The 25,615-nt window shown below is 71.0% G+C and carries 24 protein-coding genes; 16 read left to right on the top strand and 8 right to left on the bottom strand.

Annotated elements, in window-relative coordinates:
* The first annotated feature begins 207 nt into the window (after positions 1-207).
* The 12 genes from ABT093_RS01735 (at position 208) to ABT093_RS01790 (ending at position 12,866) form a co-directional block, all read left to right on the top strand.
* A complete protein-coding gene (locus ABT093_RS01735) occupies positions 208-1,530 on the top strand; it encodes a DUF3631 domain-containing protein (protein ID WP_350558779.1) in 1,323 nt (440 codons plus the stop codon).
* A gap of 469 nt (positions 1,531-1,999) precedes the next feature.
* The gene (locus ABT093_RS01740) at positions 2,000-2,797 is read left to right on the top strand and encodes a DUF2637 domain-containing protein (protein ID WP_350558782.1); all 798 of its coding nucleotides are present in this window, start codon (positions 2,000-2,002) and stop codon (positions 2,795-2,797) included.
* A 239-nt stretch (positions 2,798-3,036) separates the two neighbouring features.
* Positions 3,037-3,927 carry a hypothetical protein gene (locus ABT093_RS01745; RefSeq protein ID WP_350558785.1) on the top strand — a complete coding sequence of 297 codons (891 nt, stop codon included), beginning with the start codon at positions 3,037-3,039 and terminating at the stop codon, positions 3,925-3,927.
* On the top strand, positions 3,917-5,668 hold the full coding sequence (locus ABT093_RS01750) for a relaxase/mobilization nuclease domain-containing protein (RefSeq protein WP_350558788.1): 1,752 nt from the start codon (positions 3,917-3,919) through the stop codon (positions 5,666-5,668). Before ABT093_RS01745 ends, ABT093_RS01750 begins: the two co-directional genes overlap by 11 nt.
* Positions 5,669-5,869: 201 nt before the next feature.
* Positions 5,870-6,169: a helix-turn-helix domain-containing protein gene (locus ABT093_RS01755; RefSeq protein ID WP_350558791.1), complete on the top strand. Its 300-nt coding sequence runs from the start codon at positions 5,870-5,872 to the stop codon at positions 6,167-6,169.
* A gap of 71 nt (positions 6,170-6,240) precedes the next feature.
* Positions 6,241-7,620, top strand: coding sequence for a helix-turn-helix domain-containing protein (locus ABT093_RS01760; RefSeq protein ID WP_350558794.1), 1,380 nt, complete (start codon positions 6,241-6,243; stop codon positions 7,618-7,620).
* Positions 7,621-7,722: 102 nt separating this feature from the next.
* On the top strand, positions 7,723-7,929 hold the full coding sequence (locus tag ABT093_RS01765) for a hypothetical protein (protein WP_350558797.1): 207 nt from the start codon (positions 7,723-7,725) through the stop codon (positions 7,927-7,929).
* A 70-nt stretch (positions 7,930-7,999) separates the two neighbouring features.
* Positions 8,000-8,740: an LbetaH domain-containing protein gene (locus tag ABT093_RS01770; RefSeq protein WP_350558800.1), complete on the top strand. Its 741-nt coding sequence runs from the start codon at positions 8,000-8,002 to the stop codon at positions 8,738-8,740.
* 2 nt (positions 8,741-8,742) lie between these two features.
* Positions 8,743-10,047: a UDP-N-acetylglucosamine 1-carboxyvinyltransferase gene (locus tag ABT093_RS01775; protein WP_350558803.1), complete on the top strand. Its 1,305-nt coding sequence runs from the start codon at positions 8,743-8,745 to the stop codon at positions 10,045-10,047.
* A 2-nt stretch (positions 10,048-10,049) separates the two neighbouring features.
* A complete protein-coding gene (locus ABT093_RS01780; RefSeq protein ID WP_350558806.1) occupies positions 10,050-11,093 on the top strand; it encodes a serine hydrolase domain-containing protein in 1,044 nt (347 codons plus the stop codon).
* Between the two features lie 11 nt (positions 11,094-11,104).
* Complete coding sequence (locus ABT093_RS01785) at positions 11,105-12,208, top strand: UDP-N-acetylmuramate dehydrogenase (protein ID WP_350558809.1); 1,104 nt, start codon at positions 11,105-11,107, stop codon at positions 12,206-12,208.
* 97 nt (positions 12,209-12,305) lie between these two features.
* Positions 12,306-12,866 carry a peptide deformylase gene (locus ABT093_RS01790; RefSeq protein WP_350559213.1) on the top strand — a complete coding sequence of 187 codons (561 nt, stop codon included), beginning with the start codon at positions 12,306-12,308 and terminating at the stop codon, positions 12,864-12,866.
* A 67-nt stretch (positions 12,867-12,933) separates the two neighbouring features.
* On the opposite strand, the gene ABT093_RS01795 is transcribed toward ABT093_RS01790, so the two are convergent.
* Both ABT093_RS01795 and ABT093_RS01800 read right to left on the bottom strand, forming a co-directional pair.
* Complete coding sequence (locus ABT093_RS01795; RefSeq protein ID WP_350558812.1) at positions 12,934-13,794, bottom strand: hypothetical protein; 861 nt, start codon at positions 13,792-13,794, stop codon at positions 12,934-12,936.
* Positions 13,795-14,454: 660 nt separating this feature from the next.
* Entirely contained in the window at positions 14,455-14,652 is a 198-nt protein-coding gene (locus tag ABT093_RS01800; protein ID WP_350558815.1) for a hypothetical protein, read from the bottom strand.
* An 85-nt stretch (positions 14,653-14,737) separates the two neighbouring features.
* Here ABT093_RS01800 and ABT093_RS01805 point away from each other — a divergent pair, with 85 nt between their 5' ends.
* Positions 14,738-15,289 carry a hypothetical protein gene (locus ABT093_RS01805; protein ID WP_350558818.1) on the top strand — a complete coding sequence of 184 codons (552 nt, stop codon included), beginning with the start codon at positions 14,738-14,740 and terminating at the stop codon, positions 15,287-15,289.
* A gap of 377 nt (positions 15,290-15,666) precedes the next feature.
* Here the strand turns inward: ABT093_RS01805 and ABT093_RS01810 are convergent, their stop codons facing one another.
* The 6 genes from ABT093_RS01810 to ABT093_RS01835 all read right to left on the bottom strand — a co-directional run bounded on the left by ABT093_RS01810 (position 15,667) and on the right by ABT093_RS01835 (position 21,501).
* Positions 15,667-15,939 (bottom strand): type II toxin-antitoxin system RelE family toxin, encoded by a 273-nt coding sequence (locus ABT093_RS01810; protein ID WP_350558821.1) that lies wholly within the window; start codon positions 15,937-15,939, stop codon positions 15,667-15,669.
* 5 nt (positions 15,940-15,944) lie between these two features.
* The gene (locus ABT093_RS01815) at positions 15,945-16,226 is read right to left on the bottom strand and encodes a type II toxin-antitoxin system Phd/YefM family antitoxin (RefSeq protein WP_329884972.1); all 282 of its coding nucleotides are present in this window, start codon (positions 16,224-16,226) and stop codon (positions 15,945-15,947) included.
* Between the two features lie 421 nt (positions 16,227-16,647).
* Positions 16,648-17,883 (bottom strand): serine hydrolase domain-containing protein, encoded by a 1,236-nt coding sequence (locus ABT093_RS01820; protein ID WP_350558825.1) that lies wholly within the window; start codon positions 17,881-17,883, stop codon positions 16,648-16,650.
* Positions 17,884-18,187: 304 nt separating this feature from the next.
* Complete coding sequence (locus tag ABT093_RS01825; protein ID WP_350558828.1) at positions 18,188-19,291, bottom strand: sensor histidine kinase; 1,104 nt, start codon at positions 19,289-19,291, stop codon at positions 18,188-18,190.
* Entirely contained in the window at positions 19,288-19,980 is a 693-nt protein-coding gene (locus ABT093_RS01830; RefSeq protein ID WP_350558831.1) for a response regulator transcription factor, read from the bottom strand. The genes ABT093_RS01825 and ABT093_RS01830 overlap by 4 nt, the downstream gene beginning before the upstream one ends.
* 315 nt (positions 19,981-20,295) lie before the next feature.
* Positions 20,296-21,501, bottom strand: a complete 1,206-nt coding sequence (locus tag ABT093_RS01835) for a serine hydrolase domain-containing protein (RefSeq protein WP_350558834.1) — start codon at positions 21,499-21,501, stop codon at positions 20,296-20,298.
* Positions 21,502-21,640: 139 nt separating this feature from the next.
* On the opposite strand from ABT093_RS01835, the gene ABT093_RS01840 reads away from it, so the two are divergent.
* The 3 genes from ABT093_RS01840 to ABT093_RS01850 all read left to right on the top strand — a co-directional run bounded on the left by ABT093_RS01840 (position 21,641) and on the right by ABT093_RS01850 (position 25,612).
* Positions 21,641-22,876, top strand: a complete 1,236-nt coding sequence (locus tag ABT093_RS01840; protein WP_350558837.1) for a sensor histidine kinase — start codon at positions 21,641-21,643, stop codon at positions 22,874-22,876.
* A gap of 23 nt (positions 22,877-22,899) precedes the next feature.
* Positions 22,900-23,595, top strand: coding sequence for a response regulator transcription factor (locus tag ABT093_RS01845; RefSeq protein WP_350559216.1), 696 nt, complete (start codon positions 22,900-22,902; stop codon positions 23,593-23,595).
* Between the two features lie 415 nt (positions 23,596-24,010).
* On the top strand, positions 24,011-25,612 hold the full coding sequence (locus tag ABT093_RS01850; protein ID WP_350558840.1) for a serine/threonine-protein kinase: 1,602 nt from the start codon (positions 24,011-24,013) through the stop codon (positions 25,610-25,612).
* The last annotated feature ends 3 nt before the right edge of the window (positions 25,613-25,615 follow it).

A 25,615-nucleotide genomic window follows, 5' to 3' on the forward strand; every position in this document is an offset into this window, starting at 1 on the left:
GCTAAGTTCGACCATGCCAGCATGAAACGACCAACCGAGAGGAGGTTAAGCCGGGTCGGGCGCCAGCCCGAATGCCCCCAGGAAAACGCGAAGCCCCCGGCGCTACGAACACCGGGGGCTGATCGAAAACCTCGCCACCGCCCATCCCAGGACAGTCGACCTACGGCGGACCGGGTTGCCCCCCGGAGCCGCCGAGTGAGGATCTCCATGACCGAGGTTACTGCCTCCCAGCCCCACGCCACACCCCTCCCAGCGGACAAGCCCGCTGTCGCATGGCCGCCCGTGGCCAAGGCCGGCGAGCCCGGCACCTACCTGCCCGCCCAGCAGCCCGTCGTGTCCACAGCCTGTGGACGCGACGCCGAGGCGGCGCCCGCCGAGCCCACCGTCCCGGACGGGACCGACCTGATGCCCGACACCGAGGCGACCGAGGGCGCCGACCTGCTCGCGCAGCTGAGGGCCCAGATCGCGAAGTTCGTGATCCTTCCCTCCGAGCAGGCCCTGGACGCGGCCACGCTGTGGGTCGCCGCGACCCACCTGCAGGGCTCGTGGCAGCACGCCCCGCGCCTGGCCGTTGTCGGTCCGGCCAAGCGCTGCGGCAAGTCCCGCCTGCTCGACGTGCTCGCCGAGACGGTCCACCAGCCGATGCTGACGGTGAACTCTTCTCCGGCCGCCATCTTCCGCTCGATCAGCGAGGAGCCGCCCACCCTGCTGGTGGACGAGGCGGACACGATCTTCGGCAGTCCGAAGGCGGCGGAGAAGAACGAGGAGATGCGGGGCCTGCTGAACGCCGGGCACCAGCGCGACCGGTACGTGCTGCGGGTGGTCGGCAACGACCACACCCCTCGCCAGTTCCCCACCTTCGCCATGGCGGCCATCGCCGGCATCGGCGACCTCCCCGACACGATCATGGACTGCTCGATCGTGATCCGCATGCGCCGCCGAGCCGAGGGCGAGCGCGTCGCCCCGTACCGCACCCAGCGGGACCGGCCCGCCCTGCACGCGATCCGCGACAAGATCGCCCGCTGGACGGCACCGCTCGCTGACCAGGCCCTGCGCCTGGAGCCGAGCATGCCGGTCGAGGACCGCGCCGCCGACACCTGGGAACCGCTGGTGATCATCGCCGACCTCGCCGGAGGACCATGGCCCCGCCTGGCCCGCCAGGCGTGCAGGCGGATGGTCGCCGCCGAGGTGCAGACCGAGGAGGACAACCCCGGCGGCGCGCGGATCCTCGCGGACATCTGGCGGATCTTCCACGCCGCCGGTGAGCCGGACAGCATCGCCACCGACCAACTGCTGTTCAACCTCAACGGCGACCCCGAGGCCCCCTGGGCCGAGACCAGCCGAGGCGGGCTGACCCCACGCGGCCTCGGCGCGATGCTCCGCGAGTTCGGCATCTCCTCCGGCAACGTCCGCATGCCCGACGGAACCCAGCGCAAGGGCTACCTGCGCAACAAGTTCCTCGACGCCTGGCGCCGCTACTGCCCCGCAGTCCACCCCGTGACCGCCACCGGAGCGGGCAGCAGAGGCTGACCGCCCTCCCCGAAATGCCGTCCCTGCCGTCCCGGCCGTAACACCGCAGGTCATCGCACCTGCCGCCAAGACGGAACGGCACCCCAAGACTGCAACGGCATCCGCACCAAGACGGATCAGGCCCACGCCAAGACGGCAGCCGTCCACTCCCACCAGTGGCCCGCCGCCGCCCCTGTCCGGGGCGCGAGCGGCGGGCCCGGTGGCGGGACGGGAAACACATCCGTCTTGTGCCGTCCCAGCCGTCTCTGCCGTAAAACCGCAGGTCACAGGCCATGCCTCCGAGACGGATACGAGCCCCAAGACGGATACCGCACCGGCCTGAACCCGAACTCCGCCGCGTCCACGGCACCACCCGGGCAGCCGAGCCCGCCCCAGCCCAGAGCCCGTCCCGCAGCACCAAGACGGCAAGACGGCAAAGACGGCAATCCCACAGACCACCACCGCCCGACCCGCGAGGACCACCTTCCGCATGACCTCCACCACCCCACCGCGTCTGCCCCGCCCGGACGCCGTCCTCGTACAGGCCGCCATCGCAGGCGCCCTGTCCTTCGCCCACCTCCACGACATCGCCGAAGCCGCCGGACAACACGGCTGGAAAGCCTGGGCCTACCCCGTCTCGGTCGACCTGCTGCTCGTCGCCGCCTGGCACCGCATGCGGACCCTGCGCACCACCGGCCGCCCCGCCGGCACCGCCTGGACCTGGTTCGCCATCGCCCTGACCGCCTCCCTCGGCGCCAACGTCGCCACCGCCGGACTCCTCGACCTCGCCCACGTCCCCGCCTGGCTACGGATCCTCGTCGCCGGATGGCCCGCCCTCGCCTTCTTCGGCGGCACCCTCCTCGCCCACACCCGCACCACCACGACCGCCACCGACTCGAGGAGCGCCGAGGGAGAACTCCCGCTCCGCGAAAACACCGAGCCTGCACCGGCAACCGAGTCCGCACCGGTGACGGACGCGGAGCAGGATGACCTGCCCGCCGACGAACCGGTGCTCGAGCCCGACGACGACGTCCGGCCCGACAGCCGGGAACCGGTGGTGGGCACCAAGCGCACCGGCCGCAAGCCCGCCGCCTCGATGGACGAGCTGGCCGAGATCGTCCGGCCTGCCGTCCAGGAGCACGGCCCCACCCAGGCCGTGATCAGGACAGTCCTGCGCGAAGCCGGCATACCCATCGCCAGCGACCGCCTCGGCAAGCTGACCCAGCGCTTCAAGGACGAACAGGCCAGCCAGCAGGCCGACGCGCAAGCCAGCGCCTCGGCGGCCTGACGCCCCCGCCGCTCGCCCGAGCACCGGCCCGCTTCCGGACCGGGCGAGCGGCCCCCACCGACGCTGACCGGAACTCCCCCAGCGCCCATCCGGAGACACCGGAAGTCCTGAACCGGCGACGTCTCCACCGGAACTCCGGCACCGCCAAACCCCTCTTCCGCCGGACCATCACCCCGCATCCGGCGAACGCCCCACCAACCGACAACCACCTGCCCCGACAGAAGAACCGGAAGATCCCCGTGCCCGACCAGCAGCACCACCTCGCCCCTGCTTCCGCCACGTCCGAGCAGGAAGCACAGCCCCGCGGAACCGGTAGCGACAAGCCCGGACGTGGTGGCATATTCGCCCGCGTCAAGCAGGCCCTGCCCTGGACCGGCCACGGTCACGACAACGACGGAGCAAGCTGGGGCAAAGTCCACAACGCCGTTGGCGCCGCGGACTTTGCGCTTGACCCCGCCCCAGGGGTGGCGGGGCAGGACCGGCGCGAGGGCGCGCCGGACCAGGAGGTCATGACCGAGGGCGGCCATGACCAGGACGAACTTCCCACGCACGACACCGAGTCGCACAACGACCTCGACGCCGAGCGTGCCGACGCCGACGACCGCGTCGTGCGTGAAGCGCCGACCGTGACCCCTGCCGAGTTCATCCACGAGCGCGTTCCGGTGCTCGACCGCCCCGCGCTTCCGGTGGACGACAACACCGCTCCGCTTGCCGAACGCATGTACCGGCCGCGTTCCGGAACCAAGCGCGACGACCAGATCACCTGCTCGGTCGAGCCGGCCGAGAAGGAACTGCTCGACTTCATCGCCACGAAGCTCAAGCGCTCTCGATCCGCGTTCCTCGCGGATTCCGCCATGAGCGTCGCCCAGGCGTACATGCGGACCGGCCGCCTCGATGCGTTCGTCCCCATGCCCGACTACGAGGCCATCGCCCTCCTCACCGAAGCGATCGGCACCCACCAGCGGGCAATCGACCGGGCCGGCAACAACCTCAACCAGCTCATGGTCGAGGTCTACAGCGGCCCGATCCCCGAGCGCGCCATGGAAGTCCTGACCGAGCTGCACGCCTGCGCGACCCAGGCCCGTCACGCTTACCAACGCGTCCTGCCGGGAGGCCGCCGTGGTGCCTGACGTCTCCACCGGCTCGCGCACCCGCGGTCTGCTCTCCTACCTCTTCGGCCCCGGCCGACGCGACGAGCACACCGACCCGCACATCGTCGCCGCGTTCGCCATGCCCGGCCTGCCCGACCCCGGCCGAGCCCCCCTCGACCAGCACCATCAGCTCCTCGACCAACTGGCTGACTACCTTGACCAGCCCGTCCGTGCCCGCGAGAGGCGCCTGGGCGCGACGGTCCCGCAGCACGTGTGGCACTGTCCCGTCCGCACCGCCCCGGGCGACCGCTACCTCACCGACGCCGAGTGGGCCGAGGTCGCCCGCCGGATCGTCCACGCCACTGGCATCGCCCCCGATGGCGACGACAAGAGCTGCCGGTGGATCGCCGTACGCCACGCCGACGACCACATCCACATCATGGCCACCACCGTCCGCGAGGACGGCCGCCGCCCCCGCAACAAGCGCGACGGCCAACGCGCCCAGGCCGAGTGCCGCAAGATCGAGAAAGAACTCGGCCTGCGCCAGCTCAACTCCGGCGACCACACCGCCGCCCCGATGCCCACCAGCGCCGAGCAGGCCAAGGCCCAGCGCACCGGCCACCAGCAGACCGCCAAGGAGTGGCTGCAGGAACAGGCCCAAGCCGTCGCCGCCGCCGTCCGCGACGAGCAGGAGTACTTCTCCACCCTCACCGCCCTCGGCATCCAGGTCCGCTACCGCATCGGACCCGAGAGCGGCGACGTCATCGGCTACAGCCTCGCCCGACCCGGCGACGTCAACGCCCAAGGCGAACCCGTCTACTTCGGCGGCTCCAAGCTCTCCCCCGACCTGTCCATCAACCGCCTGCGCGAACGCCTCGCCGCCCAGCAGCCCACCACGCCCGCACGGGGCACGGTCGAACCGGACCGCTGGCGACAGGCCGAGACCACCCTGCGGGAGACCGCCCGCTTCGCCTTCCAGGACCAACACCACCCCGACGTGCCCGACGTCGACACGTTCGACACCGTCGTCCAGGCCCAGGCCGCCGCTTTCGGCGAACTCCTCCACACCGCAGCCCTCACCGCACCCGCCCACACCCGCGCCGAACTACGAGCCGCCGCAAACGCGTTCAACCGCGCCACCCGATCCAAGGTCCGTGCCGAACACCAGCAGGCCGCAGCCCTGCGCACCGCCGCCAAGCAACTCCTGCACACCGCCGGCTCCGGCGAGGACGGCGCCACTGCCGCTGCCCTGTTGTCCACCGCCGTCTTCGTCGTGATCGCCATTGCCCGCTGGCACCAGACCCGAGGCCACCGGCAGCAAGCCCACGCCGCCCAGCAGTCCCTCGTCCACCTGCGAACCGCCTACCGGCAGACGGCCGATCCGGTCATCGCCGACCTCACCCGCCGCACCCCCACCCCCAAGACCACCAACCGCCTCGCCGCCCAGGTTCAGGCCGCCGTCCCCGACCACGCCCAGCGCATCCTCGCCGACCCGTCCTGGCCCGCCCTCGCCACCGCGCTCGCCCAGGCCGAATCCTCCGGCCAACCACCCCGCCGAGCCCTCACCGAAGCCGCCCAGCAACGGGAGCTCACCACCGCCGACCGACCCGCCGAAGTCCTCCTCTGGCGCCTGCGCAACGCCACCAGCGACCGCATCGACCAGCGTGCCCAGGCCGCACGCGCCCGTACAGGCAGCCGCACCACCCCGACGCCCGCACCCACCACACCCACCGTGCCGACCGGCACCAGGGCCGACAACGACCCCACCCGCCGACGCTGATCACTGACTGGAGGAACCGGATGTGCCGAGCCCCACCCAGCATCACAAATCCCCAGCCTGGCCTGGCACCTGCGCCAGACCGCCTCGCCCCTGCCCTATCCCATCACCTTCACGCACGTCAATTGACGCTACGTCAAATCTCTTGAATCGCTAGCATTTCTTCATGCCATCACAGGGCGTGAAGGTATGAAGGGGGTTGCAGTGATCACCTCTGGCGACGACGTGTACCAGCGCCGAACCAGGCTTCGACTCACCCAACAGCAGCTCGCAGGCGAAGTGGGGGTCTCGGCGGGACACGTCTCGCAGATCGAGAATGGTCTAGCGCATCCGAATCTACAGACGGCCGTCCTGCTTGAAGTTGCCCTGACTGAGTACGAGCGCAACATTCCCAGGCGCGAGCCAACCATCCTCAGGATCGGTAACAAGCTGAGCGAACTCAGCGACTCGCACATTTACCAGCTCCAGGTCTACCTGGAGCACATCCTGCGTGATCACTACTGAAACTGCTCCGGCCCACCACCAGGAATAGTGCAGCGCGGTCTATGCCAGCTCTGGCCCGAAAGCACTACGCCGTGGCCCCCAGCATCGGTACGGTAGCGATCCGTAGTGGCTTCGACACGGCACCGGGGGCCAACGTGGGGGGCAGCGGCATCACGTTCGGCAAGTTCATCGCGCTCCGTCGCGCCGAGATGGAGTGGACCCAGCTCCGTCTCGCCACTGAGCTCGACCGCAGCGAGGTCTGGATGTCGCTGGTCGAACGGGACTTGCAGCGGGTGAAAGACTTGACCCTGCTCCGGCGCCTCGCGGAGGTACTGCGCTGCGAGCTCAGCGAGCTGATGGCCTTACCGCAACCGGCCTCCGACCGGCCGAGGTCCCGCCCTCGCAAGTCCACCTCCGTTACGCTGACGAGCAGTTCCGCTGCCGAGGAGGACGATGTGCGACGCCGCCCGTTCCTGACCCTGGCGGCTGCCGCCCTGTTCACCCCGGTCGCAGGCCAGCAGGCCGCGCACGCCGAGACGACCTCACCGCTGGCCGGTCTGGAGGACCTGCTGCTCTACGGGACCGGACGGGTTCCGGCACCCCGCAGCGAGCCGACCCCCGGGTCGGTCACCGCTTCTCTCCTGACGTCTCGTCGCGAGTTCAAGGCAGCACAGTACGATGCGCTCGCCGAGGCCCTGCCGGGCCGGATCGCCGCCGCCCAAATGGTCGGTAGCACCGAGGAGCGGGCCCTGAACGTCGCCCAGCTCTACAACCTCGCAGTCCGGCTATGCATCAAGATCGGCGACAACAACCTGGTGGCCATCACCGCCGACCGCGCGCTCACCGCCGCCCGGGGCGGCGGCAACCCGCTGGTAGTCGCCGAGGCACAGCGGATGGTGTCCAGTGCCTGGCGGCGGCAGGGCAGCCTGGCCCGGGCAACCGACATCGTGGTCGTCGCCGCCGAGGACCTCCTCGTCGACACCACGGTGCCCGAGCCCGCCCGACTGGCCGCCCGCGGTGATCTGTACGCCACTGCGGCCTACACCGCCGCGAAGACCGGAGACCGCGCCTACGCGCACTCGCTGATCCGGGAGGCCGCCGACAGCGCCGCGGTCGCCAGCCGGGCCTCCGGCCTGACGGACGGCGTCCAGGGCGTCGCCCTGCACGAGTTGTCGGTGCACTACGAGCTCGGAGACGCCGGCCGGGCAATCGAACTGGCCTCCACGATCGACCCCACCGCGCTGCCGACCGCCGAACGTCAAGCGCGCTTCTTCACCGACGTGGCCCGCGCGTTCGACCAGTGGGGCAAGCCCGAACAGTGCTACCGGGCTCTGTTGGCCGCCGAGGAGGCGGCCCCGCAGGAAGTCCGCCGGGGTGCCGTCCGCGACATCGCCACCACCCTGCTGCGGCACGACCGCAAGCTGCCCGGCGTCCGGGACTTCGCCACCCGAGCGGGCGTTCAGATCATCTGACCCGTAGCCGGACTACGGCCCGTAGTCCGGCTACGGATCCGGCCTTTCGCCCGGCAGTTCACTGGGGAGTGCCCACCCCTCCCCGCTGCTGAAGGCCCTCTCATGCCAACGCCCAGCACGTCCCCGCCGACCACCAGTCGGCGCCACGCCGCCCCGGCGGACCGCGACCGGCTCGGCACCTTCCTCACCGCCTCCTGGGCTGCCCTGCACCTGCCTGTGCTCACCCTCCTCGGCCTGGCTGTTCACAACCACCCGGCCGAGGCCAGCCCCCCGAGCGCGGCGCCCGCACCCGATGCACCTGCCTCCTGAGGCCCCCAGGGGCCGTCGCGACGACTCCGCTCTCCTTCTTCCACTCGCTCGCCCGAGAGGAGACCCAGCCATGCACCGGCTGACCGACACGCCCGCGCTGCACACCGAGTTGGAGCGCATCGACTACCGCACCACCCCCGCGTACTACTTCGACATCGAGCACGTCACCGACCCGGTCGTGCTGGAGCTGCTGAACTGCTGCCCGACCGTGTTCGGCCTCAAGAAGGCCATCACCAACCTGCTGGCCGGCACCCTGGACATCCCGCTGCCGGACGCGACCGGGACCATCGAGCCCGGCGCCACCGTTCGGGGCCACGTGATCGTGGCACCCGGGGCCGTCATCGCCGAAGGCGCGTTCGTCACCGGCCCGGTGCTGGTCTGCCCCGGCGCGGTGATCGAGGCCGGCGCCCGGGTGCGCGACAACACCGTCGTTGGCCCCGGCTGCCGCATCGGCTTCGGCGCCGAGGTCACCCGCTCCCTGCTGACCGGCGGCGTCTTCATGAAGCACACCAGCTTCGTCGGGGACTCCGTGCTCGGCCTCGGCGTCAACATCGGCGCGTTCGTGTCCACCACCGGCCTGCGGATCACCTCCGGACCGGTCACCGAACCGGCCACCGAAGAGGTCTGCGCCCACCTCGACGGTCACCGCGTCACCACCGGCCAGACCAAGTTCGGTGCGGTGATCGGCGACGGCGTGATCGTCCCCGCCGGCACTGTCCTCCAGCCCGCCACCCTGATCGGCGCGCACACCCTGCTCTACCCGAAGACCCAGGTCGGGGGCTTCTTCCCGGCCGGAAGCCAGGGAAGGTGACCATGCCCACCACCGACACCACCACGACGGCCGACCAGCGGGCCGTACGGATCACCGGAGGCCGCCGCCTGGCTGGCACCACCACCGTCCAGGGCAGCAAGAACATCGCCCTGCACCTGTACGCCGCCGCGATCCTCGCCGACGACTCGCTCACCCTGACCGGTGCGCCCGAGATCCTGGACACCCTGGTCATCGCCGACATCCTGCACCGCACCGGCACCCGCGCCACCGTGTCCGAAGACGAGTTCGCCACCCGACCGGCCGACTCCTACTTCCCCGTCATCCCGGACGACCTCGGACGGCGCATCCGCACCACCGCAGTGATGGGCGGAGCTCTGCTGGCCCGGGCCGGCAAGGTCACCTTCCCCACTCCCGGCGGGGACGCCTTCTGCGTGCGCTACATCGACCGGCACCTGGCCGCGATGGAAGCCGCCGGGGCCGAGGTCGAGGTGAACCGGGGCCGGGTGCGGGCCCGCTTCACCGGCAAGCGGCTGCCGTTCGTCACCGATGCCGAGACCCGCTCGTGGGGGCCGAGCCTGGGCGCGACGGTCACCGCCATGCTGCTGGCCGCCCGCACCCCGGGCACCTCCTCGATCCTCAACCCCAGTGTGGAGCCCGAAGTCACCCACACCGCCGCCCTGCTCTCGCAGGCCGGCGTCGGCATCGAGTGGCGAGGCAGGACGGCCCTGAACGTCACCGGCACCGACCGCATCCGGGGCGGAGTGTTCACCGTGCCGCCGGACCGGTTGGAGGCCGCCACCCTCGCGCTGGCCGCCGCCATCACCGGCGGCACCGTCCACCTGGACGGCTTCCCGCCGGCCGCCTTCCCGGACGGGCTGGTGTCGGTGTTCGCCGACGCCGGAATCCAGCTCGACCCGCTGGACGGCGGCACGGCCGTCAGCCTCCCGGCCGGGCCTCGGCCGGTGCAGATGGCCACCGGCCCGCACCCCGGCTTCCCGACCGACGTGCAGCCGCAGCTGACCGCCTTCCTCACCCAGGCCGAGGGCACCTCCCGCATCGACGAGCGGATCTACACCCAGCGCGACACCCACCTGCCGGCCCTGGCCGCGTTCGGCGCCGCCGTCAACGCGACCGGCTCGGTCATCACCGTCCGGGGCCGGTCCGCCCTCACCGGCGCCGGCGTGGCCGGGGAGGACATCCGGGCGGTGACCGCTCTCGTGATCGCCGCCCTCGCCGCTGAGGGCACCTCTACGATCCGAGGGATGTACCACCTGCGGCACGGATACGGCAGCCTGCTGCCGAAGTTGGCCGCGCTCGATGCCGACCTGACGATCGACCAGGAGTAGCCGTGACCCTCACCGTGCCGTGGAAGCCGAACGCGCTCGCTGACCTGCGCGAGTGCCTGGACCTGATGACCGCCGACGGCACCGTGCCCGGCGGAGTCATCGCCCACGGCACCTTCGACAGCGAGCCCGGCTACCTGGCCTCGGGCGTCGTCGCCCCCGAGTGCGGCGACGCCTGGCCGGGGCCGGACACGGTGTACGACGTGGCCTCGCTGACCAAGGTCCTGGCCACCTGGCCGCTGGTCGGCACCTCCCTTATGGACGGCTTCACCCTGGACACTCCGATCCGCGAACTGCTGCCCGCCATCCCGGCCGAGGCGCCCGGCGGCCGGGTGACGGTTGGCCAGATCCTGGCCCATACCTCCGGCCTGCGGGCCGACACCCGCCTCGATCAGTACCGGGGCCGCACCGAGCCGCTGGCCGAGCTGATCTGCGGCGAAGACCTGATCGCTGAGCCCGGAGCCGGTCACCGCTACATCAACCGCGGCTTCATCCTCCTCGGCCTGGCCCTGGCCCACTACCGCGGCCAGCGCCTGGACGAGCTGGCAGCAGAGCTCTGGCAGCACCTCGACCTGACCAGCACGACCTACGGACCGGTGCCCCGCTCCACCCTGGTCGCCCCGACCGAACAGCGGCTGGCCGGCGGGCCCCGGCTGTCGGGCATGCCGCACGACGACAACGCCGCCCTGCTCGGCGGAGTCGCCGGCCACGCCGGGGTGTTCACCACCCCGGCCGACCTCGCCGCCTTCGCCACCCACCTGCTGATCTCGCACGCCGACGGCAATCCCCTGGGCAGCTGGCTCACCCACAGCATGCAGCCGCAGGCCGAAATCGAGCCGGGCCTCGACCGTGGCCTGGCCTGGATCCTCGCCGACGAAGGCAGGGTCGCCTACCACCACGGCTTCACCGGCACCAGCCTCTACCTCGCCCCAGCCACCGGCCGCTACCTGGCCATCTGCACCAACGCCGTCTACCACCACCAGGACAACCGCACCCGTCTCGCCCCGCTCCGGGCCCTCGCCCTGAAGGCGATCACCGACGAACCCTAGGAGGGCCTACCGTGCCCAGCACCACGCTCGCCTCCCTCACCACCCTGCGACTCGGGGGTCCCGCCGAGCACGTCCTGACGATCTCCACCCCCGCCGACTGGGCCGACGCCGTCAGGACGATCAGGCAGCGCCACGAGCAGGCACCCGTGGTGCTGGGCCACGGCAGCAACGTCATCGCCTCCGACTCCGGCCACCCCGGCACCGTCGTAGTCATGAACACCCGGGGCATCACCGCCACCCGCGTGGACGACACCACGGTCGACGTCACCGTGCAGGCCGGACACCCGCTCACCGACCTCACCGCCTGGGCCGCCGCCGAACACCTGGCCGGGATCGAGTGCCTGGCCGGCATACCCGGCACCACCGGTGCCGCCCCCGTCCAGAACGCCGGCGCCTACGGCCAGCAGATCTCCGACACCCTCGACCACCTGACCGTGTGGGACTGGGAGACGGACAGCGCGCGGACCCTGCCCGCCGAGGCATGCCGCCTGCGCCACCGCGACAGCCTGTTCAAGAGCAACCCCGGCCGCTGGACCGTCCTCACGGCGACGTTCCACCTCACCCGCTCACCGGCTGCCCCTGTCACCTACCAGCCGCTCGCGGAGGAACTCGGCACCTCCATCGGCGCCCGCCCGCCGGTCGCCGAGGTGACGGCCGCCGTCCTCGCCAACCGCCACCGCCGCGGCCTCCTCCTCGACCCCCACGGCCCCGCCGCCCGCCAGGCCGGATCGGTCTTCCTCAACCCACCCGTCACCACCACCCAGGCCACCCGCTTGTCCGCCGCTGGCTGTCCCACCCACACCGACAGCGACGGACAACTCCGGGCCAGCGCCGGCTGGCTGCTGGAGCACACCGGCTACCGCCCCGGCTACAAGATCGCAGACGGCATCCACTGCTCGGAACGCCGCACGCTCACCCTCACCGCCCACGACGGAGCGACCGCAAGGGGCTTCGCCCAGGCCCTCACCGAGCTCTCGGCGCAGGTCGAGATCGCGACCGGGATCGCCCTGCAGCCCGAGCCGGTGGCGGTCGGTGCCTGGGCGCCGACCGCCGAGACCGTATCCCTGCATGCCGCTGCCAGCCGCCACGACGACCAGCACCGGCACAACGTCTAAGCCGCCGACGACCAACCGCACACGCCCGCGTCGCCTCGGATGGCCCTCCGCGCCACCCCCAACAACCCACGACAGCCCACGGAGACCAGTGATCGAGATGCGACCCAGCCAGCAGATACAGTCCCTCGGCGTCGTCCAGCAGGGCGACCCCGTACTCGCCGAGCCCGCCCGAGCGTTCGACCTGCCCACCGAGCGCGAGGCCGCCGAGCAGGTCATCGAGAAGCTGTTCACCGCGATGGAGCGCATCGGCCAGGTCCACCCCTTCGCCAAGGGCATGGGCATCGCGGCACCGCAGATCGGGATCGGCCGGGCCGCCGCCATCGTCCGGCCAGCTTCCCCAGACGCTCCGGCAATCGTCCTGCTGAACCCGCGGATCGCCGACAGCTCCGACGAGGCGGACGAGCAGTTCGAGGGCTGCCTGTCGTTCTTCGACGTTCGCGGCTTGGTCCCCCGGCCTCTGCGGATGACCGTGGAGACCACCACCCTGGACGGCCAGGTAGCCACCAACACCTACGAACGCGGACTCGCTCGCCTGATCCACCACGAGATCGATCACCTCGACGGCCTGCTCTACACCGCACGCATGGCTGCCAGCGTCGAGCCCATCCCTGTCGAGCAGTACCGGCAGACCGGCCAAGCGTGGTCCTACGAGCAGTGAGCACCGACACAGCTCGCGCTGAGCGCTCACGGTCAGCGATGTCAGCTGGTCGCCTACGCCCTCGTGATCACCACACCGACGCTTCCCGATCGTAGAGGTGCAGCTGCGCACCCTTATAGGTCAAGATCCAGGTGGGACCGGCCTGTTGGGCAGCCACACCGTCGAGGCCGCCCACCGGGTGGGTCATCGCCGCAACGAGGTCCTGTGGATACGGGTAGGAAGTCCACTCCAGAAACCACAGGTCATCCCTGCCCCAGAGGCGCCGCTCCGCTTGGTTACGGCGGTCACGGGGACGGCCCAGCGTGTTGTGGTACCAGTTCACGTGCCAGCCACCTGCCGGATCCCGCAGAGTGGAGCGCATAGCAAGCGCGCCCAGAAGACGCCGCGCCGCCTCCGACATCGGCGGAATGCTGTCCAGCTTTCCCTGTTCCGCAGGGGTTACTAGCTGATCCACCATGAGCATGTCCCGATGGCGGATGAGCCTGCCTGTCAGCTTCGGGACCTTGGGTTGACTCAGTTCGGTGACTTCCAGACTTGCCCCGGTCGGCAGATGCCGCAGCAGGACGGTCTCCCAGCCCACGACGCGCTCCAAACGCATGCCCGGGATTCCGGACCAGGGCGGGCTGGCGACGAGCTGGTCCGAAACGTTGAGGGCTGCGGACACGATAAGCACGAGATGGTCGTAGCGCGGGGAGAGCACGGTGCCGTAGTTGAGGGTCGACCCGAGCGGCCAATCGAAGCCCGGCGCCGAGAGAAGACCTAGGTTGAACCAGCCGAGCGCCAACAACGCCCGCAGCTGCGCCTGGGCGGGGGTGCACTCGTCCAGGCCGATGGAGGCGCGCCCCAGACCCGACCGTGCGGTGGCTCGGTGCTCGTCAGTGAATGCGCTGCGCTGGGCAGCCAGTACCCGCGCGGTGGAGTGCGACATGGCGAATCCTTCGTGCTGCCCGGCCAGCCAAAGGAGATCCCTGTCAGCGCATCGGTGCTGAGGACGAGGAACGTGAGGGGGAGTGAGCGCCCTGCACCCGGGACGACGACCTGGCCAGCCGGGCGGCCTCGTCTCGTCCTGCGACCCTCCGCCGGCCGCTGGGACGACCATAGAGCATGGGTTCCTCGTGCGAGACGGCGACACGCACACGCCGCAGGGCAACCGGGCCCAGGACCTTCCGCTCGGTGTCAATGAACAGCCGCTACGCCGCTCTTTCCGGTGATCACCACGCTGATCGACACTGCAGGGGCCCGGGCATCGCAACACTCGTCGGGTGGCCGACCCAACAACCCACGCACCGGGCGAGCCCGGGCAGCCCCCGGAAGACCGCCTCGGGCCAGCAGGAGAGACGGCCGCTGGCGTCGACCGTGTGCGGTTCCCGCTCACGCGCTGGATTCTCGCGCCTCGGACGACATGGCGCGCCCGCCGCTTGGCCGCCGATTTCGGAGCTGGGATAGATGTGCGTACCGCCTGGGTGATGGCGCGGCTGGCACGGCACCCGGAGGAGTACGACTACGCGATGGCGCACCTGGACGGCAAGGAGCAGACCCACTGAGGCCGCACGGCGTCGCCGGAGTTGAGAAGGTCCTTCGACCGTGCTTACTCGGCCGGTGAGGCTGATTCGTTGGCTGAACGCTCGACGAGACCGCTGAAGAGGATCTCCGCGAGCCGCCGCGTCTTCCACTCCGGCCACTCTTCGACCTCGAAATGGACCTCAGTCTCGCCGTTCTTCCAGCAGTTGTACTGGCCTACGGAGGTCCCCTGAGGGTGGTCGCACCCGGCCGGTTCCTTCTTCATGCCTGGAGCATCGCACAGCTCAGGTCTCGGGATGGAAGGTTCAACTGAACGCGCCCCGTAGCATTCAAGGGATCTGGCAGGGGGCATGGGCGTGTCTGCCGTACGGGGGAACGCACGCCGAGGCCGCCCTCAAACGAACGGCATCGGGCAAGCCCGCCGTGACAATCGCCGCTATGACATCGATGACGGCAACCTTCCACCAGGCCCTGCAGACTGCGCTGGCCAGCCGGGCGACGGTGAGCATCCGCAGGACCTGGTCGAGATGCTCGAACGGGAGCCCTCGAAGACAGAGATCTCGGCAGCCAACAAGGCTGCCCGCATGATCGCCGAGGACGGGGACGCAATCCTCATCTCGCTACTTCCTGCCCAAGCTGGCGCCGATGCGTACGTGCCTGCGGCCAGGGGGCAGCGCGCGTCGAACTACCTGACCGTCGACGAGAAGATCATCAAGGACTTGCCCTGCCGCGTCAGGTTCGCCACGGAAAAGTGGGACGCGATCATCGACGAAGGCATGCGGTCAACCCAGCAGATGATCGAAAGCGACCCACTCCTGTCAAGGTTCCTGCCCGGCTGGAAGGCCGAACCACGTGCTGAGAAGCGGGCTCGCCTGATGGCGGAGGCCGCAGGAGCCGACTGACCAGAGATGTCGTGAGCAGGGGTTGTCTGGCCTGGTGAGCGGAGCCAGCTGGTCTCAGTTTTGGTCTCATTCACCCCCGTCCAACCGGGTCCAGCCACCGTCCAGCGGTTCGTTCTGCCGCAGGTCAAGACGGGTGCGAACCCCGGCAGACGCCGTTCGGGAGAATTGGAAAGCGTGTTGGGGGCAACCCCTCACGAGTTCGAATCTCGTATCCTCCGCCGGCAGAAGGCCCGGACCGCATCGCGGTCCGGGCCTTCGTCGTTCACAGTCTCATCTGCAGTCTCAACGGCCGACTCTCATGCCTTGGAGCGGAGGAGGCGCCACTGGCAGTGGCGCCCCACCGGCCCGAGCGTCGTGGATGATCGGCGCCGCAGCACCTACAGGCCGCGGTACACGTCGCGGCGGTTTCCGGCAGCCATTACCCACACGATCAGCTGGCCGTCCTCAATCGTGTACACGACGCGGTAGTCGCCGACCCTGAGACGCCACCGCGAGCTGTGCCCCTGAAGAGCCTTGATGTCGAAGGCCGCTGTGTCGCCCACGTCCAAGCCGAGTTCGCTCAGGCGATGGAGGATCCGCAGAGCGTCGGGGCGCGGAATCTTGAGCATGTCCCGTTGCGCGTGCGGGGTGAACCGCGTCACGTAGCCCATGGAGATCAGGCGTGGTGGGCACGGAGCAGGGCGGCCATCTCTTCGAGCGAGACCGAACCTTCGGTGCCTTCGGATTCCGCCTCGTCGGCCAACTGGTTCAGCCAGGACTCCTCGGCCTGCTCAGCCAGCCGGCTCAGACGCCGGTACTCAAGGATGTCGATCACGACGGCTTCCTGCTTGCCGCGCCGAGTAATGATCGTCGGGGTCTCGTCCCGACGGGCCCGGTCGAGGACGTCCGCCAAGTGACTGCGAACCTCGGCCATAGATGCGATCACCGGTTCACTCATGTCACAAATGTAGCAGATGTACATGTACCCTCGAGGCTTCTACCCACCCGCCTCCGAGCTCCGCCCTTCGGAGCCCGGTTCGACACGTGGCACCCACTGCTTCGGTTGCAGTTCTGGTTGATTCGCCTCCGTTCAGCGTCGTCCTCAGCTCAGCGGCTGGACCACTCCGCCCCCAGGTCAGAACACCTACGTTCACTCCCGAACGGCCGGACGAACATTTGGAAAGCGTGTTGGGGGCAACCCCTCACGAGTTCGAATCTCGTATCCTCCGCCATGGCTCACCAGCCATAACGAAGGCCCCGACCGCTCAGCGGTCGGGGCCTTCGTCGTCTCATTCTGTGCCCGGTCGGTTCCTTGGGCCTTGGCGCGGCTCACCGGGCCGGGGGAGGTCGCTTCTCTCCGTGGCTGCCGCCGGACCGTTTCAGCCGCCGCCCCCGTCGCCGGGCGAAGCTCCGGTGACAGCCCGCATCTCGCGGCCGGTGATCTCCTGCAGCGGCAGGCCGTCGCAGTTGCCGAGGACGACGCCGACCCAGCCGGTGTGCGGGTAGATGTTCCAATTGGCGCTGACACCGGGGTTGCCACCGCCGCGGCCGAGCACCCACTGGCCGTTGACGATACGGACCGGCATGTCGTAGGCCCCGAACGACGAGCCGCTGTGGGGGATCTTGGCCCCGGTGAGCAACTCGGCCCAGGGCCGGTGGAGCACCGTGCCGTCGCCCAGCGCGTGCGCGAACCGGACCAGATCCGGCGCGGTGGCGAAGCCGCCGTCCCCGGGGGCGTCGATGAAGGCGCGGCCCGGGTTCTTGCCGAGTACGTCCGGGGACGGGCTGCCCTTGTCCAGATGGCGGACCGCGTCCACCTGGCTTCCGTCGGCCAGCGTCATGTACGGGTGCGCGATGTGCTCGTCGGTGAGCCACTCCTGCCTGGTGCGGAACGCCGAGCCGGTCATGCCGCAGCGCCCGAAGATGTTCTCCTGCACGTAGTCCCAGTACGTCTTGCCGCTCACGGCCTCCACGATCGACGCGGGGATGCCGACATCGGCGCCGGAGTGGCTGGTGCGAGTGCCGGGGGCAGCCACCAGCGTGGACTGCCGGACCCACCGCTCGTAGTACTCGTGCACCTCCTCCCGGCTCTGGAAGATGCGTTGCACGTCCTCATCCGGGGTGCTCAGCCCCGAGGTTCCGGAGAGCAGGTGGTGGATGGTCACCTGCTCGGCGATGTCCTTGGCGTAGCCCTTCAGGTGGGTGCCCACCGTGTCCGACAGGCTCAGCTTGCCCTGCTGTGCCAGCTGCAGGACGGCCACCGCGCCGAACGGCTTGCCCGCCGAGCCGAGGCTGAACGCGATGCCTTCGTGATTGCGGATCCCCTTCTCCCTGTCGGCCATGCCGTAGCTGCGGGACAGCACCGTCCGGCCCCGGTGCGACAGCAGCACCACGCCGGAGAACCTCCCCTCGGCGGCCAGCTTCGCCACGTACTGGTCGTAGGCTCCGCCGGGACGGGTGGCCGGCGGGATCTCGGAGTCGGCTGAGGCCTGGTCGGCGTGGCCGGGCCGGGCGCCCGCCGGCGGCGCGCCGGCCGCCACCGCGCCGGCGGCCGCCAGCCCTCCCCACCCGAGCAGTCGCCGCCGATTGATACCACCTACGGAATCCGGGTCCATGATCACGGCCCTTTCCTGATCGACACATCGACCGGTGGAGGTCTGCCGGCGGCCACTGTCGGCAACCGGTCACCCACCCATGCGGTCCTCGTACCTCCACTGAAGACGGAGGACCGTTGCGGTGGCGTATGCGACTTTCCATACGCCCGCGATACGCCGATTCCCCGGCATCAGGAGCCGGAGCAGGCCGCCAGTGCGCTGGTCCTGCCGCTCCGCCGGTGATCGCGACAGCCCGGTTGCGGCAGGTGCCGAACGACTCCCCGGTGAACAACCGCGGCGGCGGCACGCGCATCCACCGGAAGGTCTAGGAGTTGCTCGGGGACGATGCCTGCGGCGTGCCGGGAAGTCGAATCGTGACGAGGAGGCCGCCGGTGGGGCGGGGTTCGAGGTCGACGGTCCCGTCGTGTGCTCGGACGATGCTGTGCACGATGGCCAGCCCGAGGCCGACCCCGACGTGTTCGTCGCTGCGCGTGCGTTCTGTTCCGCGTCGGAAGGGTTCGGTGAGGGTCGGTACCAGTTCCGGCAGGAGCGGAGGGCCGGTGTTCTCGACCCGCAGCACGCTCGCGTCGTGCTGCGATTCGGTGTGGACCGCTACCGTGCCGCCGGAGGGGAGGTTGTGGACGACGGCGTTCTGGACGAGGTTGGTCACCATCCGCAGAATGAGCGCCGCGGAGCCGTGGGTCTGCGCCTTCTCGCCGGTGACGTCGAGCGTGATCCGGCGCTTCTCGGCGAGGGGAAGCAGCGTTTCGGTGGCTTCTTCGGCGACGAGGGACAGGTCGACGGGCTCGCGGGTGAAGCTCTTGCGGTCGGCGCGGCTGAGCAGCAGGAGGGCCTCGGTGAGGTCGATCGCCCGCGTGTTGACGGTGTGGAGGCGCTCGATGAGTTCGCCCTGGTCCCGCGTGGGGTCGTTGCGGGCGAGGTCGAGGAGCGTCTTCGAGATCGCCAGCGGGGTGCGCAGTTCGTGGGAGGCGTTCGCGGCGAAGCGTTGCTGCTCGGTGACGTGGGATTCGAGTTGTTCCAGCATGAGGTCGAACACGTCGGCGAGTTCGCGGAATTCGTCCCGGGGACCTCGCATGCGGACCCGGTGGGACAGTGATCCGTTCGCGGCCGTCCGTGCCGCGGCCGCGATCCGTGTGAGTGGTGCGAGCATCCGGCCGGCGAGGATCCATCCTCCCAGGAGGCCGAACGCCAGCAGGAAGGCCAGTGCCATGGCCGCGGCGGGGGCGAACCTGCGCACGAGGAGGTAGCGGTTGGGTGCGACGCCGAGAAGGCCCCGGGGGCTGTCGGGTACGTAGCGCAGCAGGAACACCCACACCACGGCCAGCAGGAGAGTGCCGGCGATGAGGAGGAATCCGGCGTAGCTGATGGTGAGTTTCAGGCGGGCGCTGAGCCCTGGGCGCCTGTTCACGAGTGCTGCGGGGGGTGAGGGGTGTCCGTGCCGGTGTCGATTCGGTAGCCGACGCCGGGCACCGTGGCGACGAGCCATGGTTCGCCGAGTCGTTTGCGCAGGCCGGAGACGGTGATGCGGACGGCGTTGGTGAAGGGGTCGGCGTTGGCGTCCCAGGCCCGCTCCAGGAGTTCTTCGGCGCTGACGACACCGCCTTCGGCGGCGACGAGGACTTCGAGCACGGCGAACTGTTTCCGTGTGAGCGCGATGTAGCCTCCGTCGCGGAAGACCTGCCGGCGGAAGGGGTCCAGCCGCAGGCCCGCGATCTCGCTGACCGGGGGTCGGGCGTGCGCGCGTCTGCGGTCCAGCGCCCGCAGCCGCATGACGAGTTCCCGGAGCTCGAACGGTTTGGTGAGGTAGTCATCGGCGCCGAGCGCGAACCCGGACGCCTTGTCGTCGATCCGGTCGGCAGCGGTGAGCATGAGGATCGGGATGCCGCTGCCGGAGGCGACGATTCGTCGGGCGATCTCGTCGCCGGAGGGACCGGGGACGTCGCGGTCCAGGACGGCGAGGTCGTAGGAGTTGACGCCGAGCAGTTCCAGAGCGGAGTCGCCGTCGCCGGCGATGTCGGCGGCGATCGCTTCCAGCCGGAGACCGTCCCGGACGGCTTCGGCCAGGTAGGGCTCGTCCTCCACGATCAACACGCGCATCCCTGGAGCCTAAGCAGCACGGCATATCGCCGGCATATGCTTCTTCACCCGGCGCGGGCTCAGCCCCGCCGTCGCCCGCCGGCCTGTCCCGCACCCCGGCCGTGGCTGGTTTCATCCCGGCGGCGAAGGCCTGGGGCGCCGACAGGACGCCCGGCGTCATAGCGCCGGTGGTCAGCGCGGTTTCGGCGGACAGGGCCCGTCACCGGCCGAAGGCCTTGCCGTGTCCGTCCACGCATGAGTCAACTCCCCGGGAACTGCCGGATCTTCGTCCGGGTCGCCCGGGCCCGGCGAGCCGGGCCCGGGGGGTGGCGTGCCTCAGCCGCACAGGGCCCTGTCCACGGCGTCCTTCACGTGCTGCGTGGCCGCCTCGTCCGTCGGGATGGTGGTGACCGCGACGTTGGCGGCGCGGCCGTCGTCGGTGACACCGCCCCGGGTCTCGTACCCCGCGATGTCGCCGCCGTGGCCCCAGTAGACGCCGCCGCACGACAGCGGCCTGCTCGTGAGCCCCAGCCCGTAGCGGAGGCCCGAGGTCCCGGCGGGGACGGTCGTGCGCATCTCGGCGAGCTGGTCCGCCGGGAGGAGGTGACCGGCGAGGAGCGCGGTGAAGAAGCGGTTGAGGTCGGAGTTGGTGGAGATCAACTGGCCTGCGGCCCAGCCTGCGGAGGGATCCATCTCCGTGAAGTCGCGCAGCGGTCCGTCCGCCGGGTTGCGGTGGTAGCCCTGGGGGTGCGGCTCCCGGATGGTCATCTCGCCGGGGGCGGGGAAGTAGGTGTGGCGCAGCCCGATGCGCTTGATGATGCGCCGGTCCATCTCCTCGGCGAGGGGGCGGCCGGTGACCTTCTGGACTATCAGGCCGGCCAGGACGTAGTTGGTGTTGCTGTACCCCCAGGTCGTCCCCGGCTCCGCGTCGGCCTTGTACCGGAGGGCGATGTCGAGCAGCTCGCGGGGCTCGAAGTACCGGTTCCTGATCTCGTCGTCGTCGACGTGGATGCCGTACTCGGGGAGTCCGCTGGTGTGCTGGAGGAGCTGGCGGACGGTGATGCGGCGCCCGTCGATCCCCTCGCCGCGGACGAGGCCGGGCAGGTAGGTGTCGACGGTGGCGTCGAGGCCGATCTTCCCTTCGCCGACCAGTTGCAGGACCACGACCGCCGTGAACGCCTTGGTGTTGCTGCCGATCCGTACCTGGCCGTCCCTGGGCACCTTCGAGCCGGTGGTCAGGTCGCCGACTCCTGCGGTGTAGGTGCGGGTGCGGCCGTTCCGGTCCTGGACGCTCGCCAGCGCGGCGGGCATCCCGTCGTCGCGCACCAGCGTGTTCAGGGCCTGCTGGACGGCGTCCGGCCTGGCGGCGGCGGCAGCAGTGGAGGCGGCCGCGGAGCCGAAGGCGGAGGCGGCGGGCGGGGCGAGGGCGCCCAGCGTCATGACGCCGATGGCCACCCCGGCGGCGGCCGACACGGCTCGCCGCCGCCTGCCGCCCTGCTGCCGGGTCGAGGAACGAGAGCCCTGCCGGATCTGAGCACGCATCAGTCAACTCCTGGGAATCGTTTGGTCTGGGCACGATCCTGGCTTCCGGGGCCCGCTGACCGCATCGCGGGAAGGCGGGAGAAGTCGCTCCCCCGATCGGGGGAGGCTGCCGGTGGGCCACCCGGCGATACTGGCGACCATGATCAGGGGAATCCGGCCGCTGCTGCGCGGCTCCACGTATTCGGGCGTGCTGTTCGCCTATTGCGGCGCGCTGGCGAGCCTTCCGCTGCTGCCTCTCGCCCTGTTGCCGGCGCTGTCGTGGCGCTCCGCTCCGGAGAGCGTGCAGATCGTCCTGGTCCTGCTGATCTGGGCGGTGCTGGTCGGCGTGGTCGGACTGGCGCGCCCCGTACGGCGCGCGCTGGTGGTGTCCGCCCGCCGGCTGCTGCGGGTGCCGCTGCCGAACCCGGTGGCCGGTCGCCGGACCTCTGGCGCACTCGGCCTCGACCGCTGGCGGACCCCGGTCTGGCTGGTGCTGCACGTGGCCGTCGGGTGGACGGGAGCGCTGGCGAGCGCGGTGCTGTTCATCATGGGCCTCTCCCTGCCCGGGAACTGGCTCGGCGGCGAGGCGCGGGCGAGTCTGTTCGGCACGTCGGTCCGGGTGTCGGGCGGGTGGAGCTGGGTGATGGCGGCCGTGTGCATCCTGCTGGCGGTGGCCGTCTGCGTACTGGTGACGAAGGCCCTGCGGTGGTCGGCGCCGCGGCTGCTGGGCCCGTCGGCGGCCGAGCGGCTCGCGCTGGCGGCCGAGCGGGAGCTGCTGCTGGCCGAACGCAACCGGATCGCTCACGAGTTGCACGACTCGATCGGGCACACGCTGACGGCGGCCACCATCCAGGCGGCGGTGGCGGGCGAGATGCTCTCCGCCGACCCGGTGGCGGCGCGGGCCGCCATGCGCAGCATCGAGGAGTCGGCCCGGGCCGCGCTGGAGGACCTGGACTACGTGCTCGGAGTGCTGCGCGAGGAGCAGTCGGGAACGGCGCCGGCCCGGACCCTGGCCGACCTCCCCGAGCTGTTGGACCGGCTGCGGCACGCGGGGGCGACGGTGGAACCGGTCCTGTCGGGCGAGCTGGCGCAGGTGCAGGGGACGCTCTCCCGGGCGGCGTACCGGATCCTCCAGGAGGGGCTGACGAACGCGCTGCGCCACGGGGCGGGCGGCCCGATCGAAGTCCGGGTGGCGGCCGGGCCGGACGGACTGGATCTCACGGTGGTCAACCGGACCGGGGAACGGACGGGGCCGGGCGCCTTCCCGACCTCCGGCCACGGTCTGCCCGGACTGGCCGAGCGCGTCCGGCTGCTGCACGGTGAGTTCCAGGCCGGCCCGGACGGGACGCAGCACTGGCGGCTGGCCGTCCGGCTGCCGGTACGGGTCTCGGCGTGAGTGGATCCGACGCGGGCGAAGGCATGGCCGTCCTCGCCGTCACCGTCCCCGCCGTCACCGACCCCGCCGTCACCCTCCTGATCGCGGACGACGACGAGGTGACCCGCAGCGGCCTGCGCATGCTGCTCGCCGCACAGCCGGGGATCACGGTGGTCGGCGAGGCCGCCGACGGCGTCGAGGCGGTCGAACGGGCGCAGAGCCTGCGGCCGGACGTGGTCCTGATGGACGTCCGGATGCCGCGTCGCAACGGGATCGAGGCCACCCGCCAACTGCTGGCCGAAGCGGCCGACCCGCCGAAGGTCGTGGTGATCACCACCTTCGAGAACGACGGCTACGTCACCGCCGCCCTCAGCGCGGGCGCCAGCGGCTTCGTCCTCAAGCGCCTCCCGGTCCGCCAGATCGCCGAGGCGGTCCGGGTGGTGGCGGCGGGCGAAGCGGTCCTCTTCCCGGCCGCGTTGGGCCGCATGGTCGCCGCCCGCCCGCTGGGCTCCGCCGAGGCCCTGCCGCGGGCCGCCCTGACCGGCCGGGAGGAGGAGGTGCTGCGCCTGATGGCCACCGGGCTCTCCAATCCGGAGATCGCGGAGTCCCTCACGGTGAGCCTGGAGACGGTCAAGACCCACGTCGGGAACGTGCTGACCAAGCTCGGCGCGCAGAACCGGACCCATGCCGTGGTGATCGCGTACGAGTCCGGCCTGGTGGTCCCGGGCTTCGCCGGCTGACCGTTCCGCACAGCACCCGACCGAGACGGCTGCAACGCGATCCCGGCTACGACCTGGTCGCCGTTCCGGTTGCCTTCACTCCCGTCCAGCACCGCTCGGAGCCCCTCCGACGAACCGCTGCGCCGCAGTTCTCCTCACATCCTCCGCCGGCAGAAGGCCCGGACCGCACGACGCGGTCCGGGCCTTCGTCGTTCGTCGTCCCCCGGTCTCGGGCCGCGGGGCGCGGGTGGAGGGCGGCTGGGCGGCTGGGCGGCTGGGCGGCCGACGGGACATCGACCAGTGCCGAGGGGGTTGCGGTGATCTGACGATCATTCTGTGACCATGATCCCGTCCCATGGGTGGGCCCGGACCGATAGCGTCGGCTCCGGATCCGGGAGGCGGGGAGGGCCGCGCCGGGCGGTGAGGGGAGCGGGCCATGGAGCCGCTGGCGGCGGACGATCCGCGACAGGTGGGCGAGTACCGGTTGCTGCGGCGGCTCGGGGCGGGCGGGATGGGCCGGGTCTACCTCGGCCGGACGGGGGGCGGGCGGACCGTCGCCGTCAAGGTGGTCCGTCGTGAGCTGGCCGAGAACCCCGAGTTCCGGGCGCGGTTCCGGCACGAGGTGGAGGCCGCCCGGCGGGTCGGCGGTGCCTGGACGGCGCCGGTCCTGGACGCGGACACCGAGGGCGGGGACCTCTGGGTGGCCACCGGCTACATCGCCGGGCCCGCGCTCACCGACGCGGTGCGGGAGTTCGGGCCGCTGCCCGAGCCGGCCGTGCGCACCCTCGGGGCCGGGCTCGCCGAGGCGCTCGCCCATGTGCACGGCCTCGGGCTGGTGCACCGGGACGTCAAGCCGTCCAACGTGCTGCTGACCCTGGACGGGCCGCGGCTGATCGACTTCGGCATCGCCCGCGCGCTGGACGCCACCACCGTGCTCACCCGGTCCGGGCACGTGTTCGGCTCGCCGGGCTTCATGTCGCCGGAGCAGGCGAACGGGCTGCCCGCCGGGCCGGCCAGCGACGTCTTCTCGGTCGGCGCGGTGCTCGCGTACGCGGCGACGGGCAGGATGCCGTTCGGCTCCGGGGTGAGCGCGCCCGTCCTGCTCTACCGGGTGCTGCACGAGGAGCCCGACCTCTCCGGGCTGGCCGGCCCACTGCACTCCCTCGTCCGCGACTGCCTGGCCAAGGACCCAACCGCCCGTCCGACGCCCGGCCGGCTGCGGGAACGGCTGGACGGTGACGGCGCGGACGGTGACGGCGCGGACGCCGCCCGACTGGGGCGCGGGGACTGGCTGCCGGCGGCGCTCGCGGCGGCGGTCGGGCGCGGCGCCGTACGGCTGCTGGACCTGGAGGGCGAGCGGGAGGCCCGGGAGGGGACGACGGTCGCCGAAGCCGCGAGGGCGGCGCGAGCGGCCGAAGCGGCGACGGGCGTGCCGAGCGTGCCGGGTGTGCCGGGCGCCGCCGCGTCCTGGACACCCACGACGTACGGGGCCCCCGGCGCGCCCGGGTTCGGGCCGCCCCCGCCGGGTTACGGCCCGCCGACCACGGTCCCCGGCCACGGGCCGCACCCGCAGCCGCCGCGCAGGCGGCGGAGGTACGGCGTGGCGGCGGCCGTCCTGGTCGCCGTCCTGCTCCTGGGCGGCGGCGGATACCTGGTGAACGGGTGGCTGCGGGCGGATCGGGGCATCGTCCCCGCGAAGTACCTCGGGACGTGGACCGGCGAGATCAAGGCCGACAACGGGAACGTCACCACCGTCATCCTCACCATCGTCCAGTCGAAGAAGAGCGAGGAGAAGAGCACGATCCGCGCCGATACATTGGCCACCGGCATCTGGTGCGAGGGCAAGTGGACGCTCAGCGAGGCCAGCGAGGAGCGGGCCTCCTACGCGTCCCGCGAGGTCGCCTCCTCACCCGGTGCCGAATGCACCGCCAACCGGTCGATCTACCGCCTGATCACGGTGCAGCCGGACGGCACGCTCCACTACAGCAAGGACCTGGGCAGGCCGGAGGAGTACATCGTGCTGCGGAAGAAGGGCTGAGCC

Source organism: Kitasatospora sp. NPDC002551, assembly GCF_040296005.1.
Classification (GTDB): domain Bacteria; phylum Actinomycetota; class Actinomycetes; order Streptomycetales; family Streptomycetaceae; genus Kitasatospora.

Excerpts from the sequence above, each read along its gene's own strand:
- ABT093_RS01850 (WP_350558840.1), top strand. The coding sequence starts at position 24,011 with ATGGAGCCGCTGGCGGCGGACGATCCGCGACAGGTGGGCGAGTACCGG.
- ABT093_RS01840 (WP_350558837.1), top strand. The coding sequence starts at position 21,641 with ATGATCAGGGGAATCCGGCCGCTGCTGCGCGGCTCCACGTATTCGGGC.
- ABT093_RS01805 (WP_350558818.1), top strand. The coding sequence starts at position 14,738 with ATGGGCGTGTCTGCCGTACGGGGGAACGCACGCCGAGGCCGCCCTCAA.
- ABT093_RS01835 (WP_350558834.1), bottom strand. The coding sequence starts at position 21,501 with ATGCGTGCTCAGATCCGGCAGGGCTCTCGTTCCTCGACCCGGCAGCAG.
- ABT093_RS01795 (WP_350558812.1), bottom strand. The coding sequence starts at position 13,794 with ATGTCGCACTCCACCGCGCGGGTACTGGCTGCCCAGCGCAGCGCATTC.
- ABT093_RS01770 (WP_350558800.1), top strand. The coding sequence starts at position 8,000 with ATGCACCGGCTGACCGACACGCCCGCGCTGCACACCGAGTTGGAGCGC.
- ABT093_RS01820 (WP_350558825.1), bottom strand. The coding sequence starts at position 17,883 with ATGGACCCGGATTCCGTAGGTGGTATCAATCGGCGGCGACTGCTCGGG.
- ABT093_RS01790 (WP_350559213.1), top strand. The coding sequence starts at position 12,306 with ATGCGACCCAGCCAGCAGATACAGTCCCTCGGCGTCGTCCAGCAGGGC.
- ABT093_RS01765 (WP_350558797.1), top strand. The coding sequence starts at position 7,723 with ATGCCAACGCCCAGCACGTCCCCGCCGACCACCAGTCGGCGCCACGCC.
- ABT093_RS01740 (WP_350558782.1), top strand. The coding sequence starts at position 2,000 with ATGACCTCCACCACCCCACCGCGTCTGCCCCGCCCGGACGCCGTCCTC.
- ABT093_RS01815 (WP_329884972.1), bottom strand. The coding sequence starts at position 16,226 with ATGAGTGAACCGGTGATCGCATCTATGGCCGAGGTTCGCAGTCACTTG.
- ABT093_RS01775 (WP_350558803.1), top strand. The coding sequence starts at position 8,743 with ATGCCCACCACCGACACCACCACGACGGCCGACCAGCGGGCCGTACGG.
- ABT093_RS01845 (WP_350559216.1), top strand. The coding sequence starts at position 22,900 with ATGGCCGTCCTCGCCGTCACCGTCCCCGCCGTCACCGACCCCGCCGTC.
- ABT093_RS01735 (WP_350558779.1), top strand. The coding sequence starts at position 208 with ATGACCGAGGTTACTGCCTCCCAGCCCCACGCCACACCCCTCCCAGCG.
- ABT093_RS01800 (WP_350558815.1), bottom strand. The coding sequence starts at position 14,652 with ATGAAGAAGGAACCGGCCGGGTGCGACCACCCTCAGGGGACCTCCGTA.
- ABT093_RS01810 (WP_350558821.1), bottom strand. The coding sequence starts at position 15,939 with ATGGGCTACGTGACGCGGTTCACCCCGCACGCGCAACGGGACATGCTC.
- ABT093_RS01830 (WP_350558831.1), bottom strand. The coding sequence starts at position 19,980 with ATGCGCGTGTTGATCGTGGAGGACGAGCCCTACCTGGCCGAAGCCGTC.